The organism is Dietzia sp. CQ4 (genome assembly GCF_014145125.1).
GTDB classification, from domain to species: Bacteria; Actinomycetota; Actinomycetes; order Mycobacteriales; family Mycobacteriaceae; genus Dietzia; species Dietzia natronolimnaea.
This window is the reverse complement of sequence record NZ_JAALDZ010000321.1, coordinates 1-3,277: the sequence shown is the minus strand read 5'-3', so window position 1 is coordinate 3,277 and position 3,277 is coordinate 1. Positions and strand designations below refer to the sequence as shown.

General features: G+C 71.0%; 4 protein-coding genes. All 4 read right to left on the bottom strand.

The features are described from left to right. Positions 1-702 (bottom strand): glutamate 5-kinase (proB, locus tag G6031_RS15930; protein WP_182653787.1); only part of this gene is annotated, 702 nt, incomplete at its 3' end. After that, a complete protein-coding gene (obgE, locus tag G6031_RS15925; RefSeq protein ID WP_182639561.1) occupies positions 699-2,159 on the bottom strand; it encodes a GTPase ObgE in 1,461 nt (486 codons plus the stop codon). The genes obgE and proB, both read right to left, overlap by 4 nt. A 122-nt stretch (positions 2,160-2,281) precedes the next feature. Beyond that, the gene (gene rpmA, locus G6031_RS15920; RefSeq protein WP_107748170.1) at positions 2,282-2,545 is read right to left on the bottom strand and encodes a 50S ribosomal protein L27; all 264 of its coding nucleotides are present in this window, start codon (positions 2,543-2,545) and stop codon (positions 2,282-2,284) included. A gap of 68 nt (positions 2,546-2,613) precedes the next feature. Continuing rightward, the gene (gene rplU, locus G6031_RS15915) at positions 2,614-2,919 is read right to left on the bottom strand and encodes a 50S ribosomal protein L21 (protein ID WP_017835684.1); all 306 of its coding nucleotides are present in this window, start codon (positions 2,917-2,919) and stop codon (positions 2,614-2,616) included. Between the last annotated feature and the right edge of the window lie 358 nt (positions 2,920-3,277).

Here is a 3,277-nt window from a genome sequence, read left to right as displayed (position 1 = left end):
GTCGGCGGCCAGTCGCGCGGCCGCGAGCTTGGAGGCCATCCCGCCGGTGCCCAGCGCACCGCCGGCCCCGGCCACCACCCCGTCGAGGTCGGCCGCGCCCGACACCATCGTCACCGCGGTGGCGTCACCCTTGCGGGGGTCGGAGTCGTAGAGCGCGTCCACGTCCGAGAGCAGGATCAACGCATCGGCGCTGATGAGGTGGGCCACCAGCGCGGCCAGGCGGTCGTTGTCCCCGAAGCGGATCTCGTTGGTGGCCACCGTGTCGTTCTCGTTGACCACCGGCACCGCGCCGAGCGTGCGGAGTCGGTCCAGGGTGCGCTGCGCGTTGGCCGCGCTCTCCCGGCGCCCGATGTCCCCCGCCGTCAGCAGGACCTGGCCCACCACGCGGTCGTACCTGGAGAACGAGTCGCCCCACGCCCGGGCCAGTTCGAGCTGCCCCACACTGGCGGCCGCCTGCTTGGCGGACAGGGTGGCGGGTCGGGTGGTCATCCCCAGTGGGGACATCCCCGCGCCGATCGCGCCGGAGGAGACCACGAAGACGTCCGACCCCGCGGCCATGCGCGCCTGGCAGACGTCGGCCAGGGCGTCGAGCTGCGGCCGGCGGATCCCGCCACCGAAGCTCGTGATGGCCGACGAGCCGATCTTGACCACCACCCGGCGGGCCGTGCCGATCCGGCGCCGCAGCTCCGGTTCGCCGGTCACTCCAGGATCTCCTCGTCGGGGTCGATCAGCCCGCGGCGCACCCGCTTGCGGTACTTGCGCTCGTGGGCGCCCACGCGCTCGTCGGACTCCAACCGGATGTCGGTGCCTCGGCCCGTACGCATGAGGTCCACACCGGCCGGGGTCTGCGGCTCCCAGTCGAAGGAGACGTCGCCGACGGTGACCGTGCAGCCCGCCTGCGCGCCGGCCTTGATGAGCGCGTCCTCGACCCCGAGCCGGGCCAGGCGGTCGGCGAGGAAGCCGACGGCCTCGTCGTTGGCGAAGTCTGTCTGGCGGATCCAGCGCTCGGGCTTGGATCCCGAGACCACGTAGGCACCGGCCTCGTTCGGGTCCTTCCGGACGGTGAACTCGGCCACGTCGACGGTCCTCGGCCGCAACACGATCCGCTCGGGCGCCGCCGGCGGGTTGGCCTTGCGGTGGGCCTTGATGAGCTCGTAGAGCCCGTACCTCAGTTCGTCCAGGCCCTTGTGCGCGACCGCGGAGATGGCATACACCGGCCAGCCCTTGGCCTCGAAGTGGGCGGTGACCATCTCGGCCATATCAGCGGCGTCCGGCACGTCGATCTTGTTGAGCACCACGACCCGCGGCCGATCGGCCAGCTCCCCCAGACCGGCGTCGGCGAGTTCCGGCTGGTAGGCGGCGAGCTCCGCCTCGAGCGCGTCGACGTCCGAGATGGGGTCGCGGTCGGACTCGAGGCTCGCGCAGTCCACGACGTGTGCGAGGACGGCCGTGCGCTCGATGTGGCGCAGGAAGTCCAGGCCCAGGCCCCGCCCCTCGCTGGCACCCGGGATGAGCCCGGGCACGTCCGCGATGGTGAACGTGTCGTCGCCCACCGAGACCACCCCGAGGTTGGGGGCCAGGGTGGTGAACGGGTAGTCGGCGATCTTGGGCTTGGCCGCGGAGAGCACCGACACGAGAGAGGACTTGCCGGCAGAGGGGAACCCGACCAGTCCGACGTCGGCCATGGACTTGAGCTCGAGGGTGAGGTCGCGGACCTCGCCGGGCTCACCGAGCAGGGCGAACCCGGGGGCCTTGCGGGCCCTGGAGGCGAGCGCGGCGTTACCGAGCCCACCCTTGCCGCCCTCGGCCGCCACGAAGCGGGTCCCGGCACCGACCAGATCGGCCAGCATCTCACCGTTCTGGTCCAGCACGACGGTCCCGGGCGGCACCGCCAGGACGAGGTCATCACCCTGGGCGCCGTTCCGGTTGGCGCCCATCCCGGGCTCTCCCTTACCGGCGCGCGCGTGGGGCCGGAAGTGGAAGTCGAGCAGCGTGTGGACCTGGGGGTCCACCACCAGCACCACGTCCCCGCCGCTCCCGCCGTTGCCCCCGTCGGGGCCGCCGAGCGGCTTGAACTTCTCCCGGTGCACGGACGTGCACCCGCGGCCACCGTCCCCCGCCGCGAGGTGGAGCACTACGCGGTCGACGAATCTCGACATAAGCGGACTCCTCCTGCTGGTGGTGGGACTAACGGATGTGGCGCAAATGCTCTCGGGGACCGGGCGTGGGGTCATCAGACCCCGCCCGGCCCCCGAGGGCGAATCGCGTCAGTGTCGCCGGGTCAGGCCTCGACGCCGACCGGCACGATGTTGACGGTCTTGCGGCCGCGCTTGGTCCCGAACTCGACCGCACCGGCGGCCAGTGCGAACAGCGTGTCGTCGCCGCCACGGCCGACGCCCACGCCCGGGTGGAACTTGGTGCCACGCTGGCGGATCAGGATCTCGCCGGCGTTGACTTCCTGGCCGCCGAAGCGCTTGACGCCGAGACGCTGCGCGTTGGAGTCACGACCGTTACGGGTGCTGGATGCGCCCTTCTTACTTGCCATGTCCGAACCCCTCCTTCAGGGAAGACGCCCGAGGGCGCTGAGCTGGTGGCCTTGGCGGCCGTGGTGGATTACTTGATACCGGTGATCTTGAGCACCGTCAGCTTCTGACGGTGGCCCTGACGCTTGTGGTACCCGGTCTTGTTCTTGAACTTGTGGATCCGGATCTTCGGGCCCTTGGTCTGCTCGACGATCTCGCCGGAGACGGAGACCTTGGCCAGGGCGTCGGCAGCGGAGGTGACGGTCGAACCGTCGACCACGAGGATCGGGGACAGGGACACGGAGGTACCGGCCTCACCCTCGATCTTCTCGACCTTGACATGGTCACCTTCGGCGACCTTGTACTGCTTGCCGCCGGTCTTGACGATCGCGTACATCGAGGGCTTCCCCTTGCTTCTCGGGTGTGTGGCCGCCACTGGGACGTCCACAACTACTGTGCGGTGTTCTCTCTGACCGGCCGACTCTCGTCGACCGGGATCGCCGGTCCCGCGGCCTTGACGGCCCGGCCCGCGACTTCTCGCGCGACGACATAGCGCCGCCACGAGCGACTTGTCAAGGTTACGGCCCGGCGGCACAGCAGGTCAAACCGACCGCGCCACCGGGCCCGACACCTCTAACGATCGCCGGCGTCAGGGGCGGTCGTGGACCTGGTCGCGCGTCGCCGTGCCGGTCGCTGACGCGGCTCCGCGACGACGACCGGCGGCGCCTCCGCGAGCGGGGCGGCCTCGACCGCGG

What these genes read in the sequence shown, in the direction of transcription:
- obgE (WP_182639561.1), bottom strand. Translation starts at nt 2,159, where the DNA reads ATGTCGAGATTCGTCGACCGCGTAGTGCTCCACCTCGCGGCGGGGGAC.
- rpmA (WP_107748170.1), bottom strand. Translation starts at nt 2,545, where the DNA reads ATGGCAAGTAAGAAGGGCGCATCCAGCACCCGTAACGGTCGTGACTCC.
- rplU (WP_017835684.1), bottom strand. Translation starts at nt 2,919, where the DNA reads ATGTACGCGATCGTCAAGACCGGCGGCAAGCAGTACAAGGTCGCCGAA.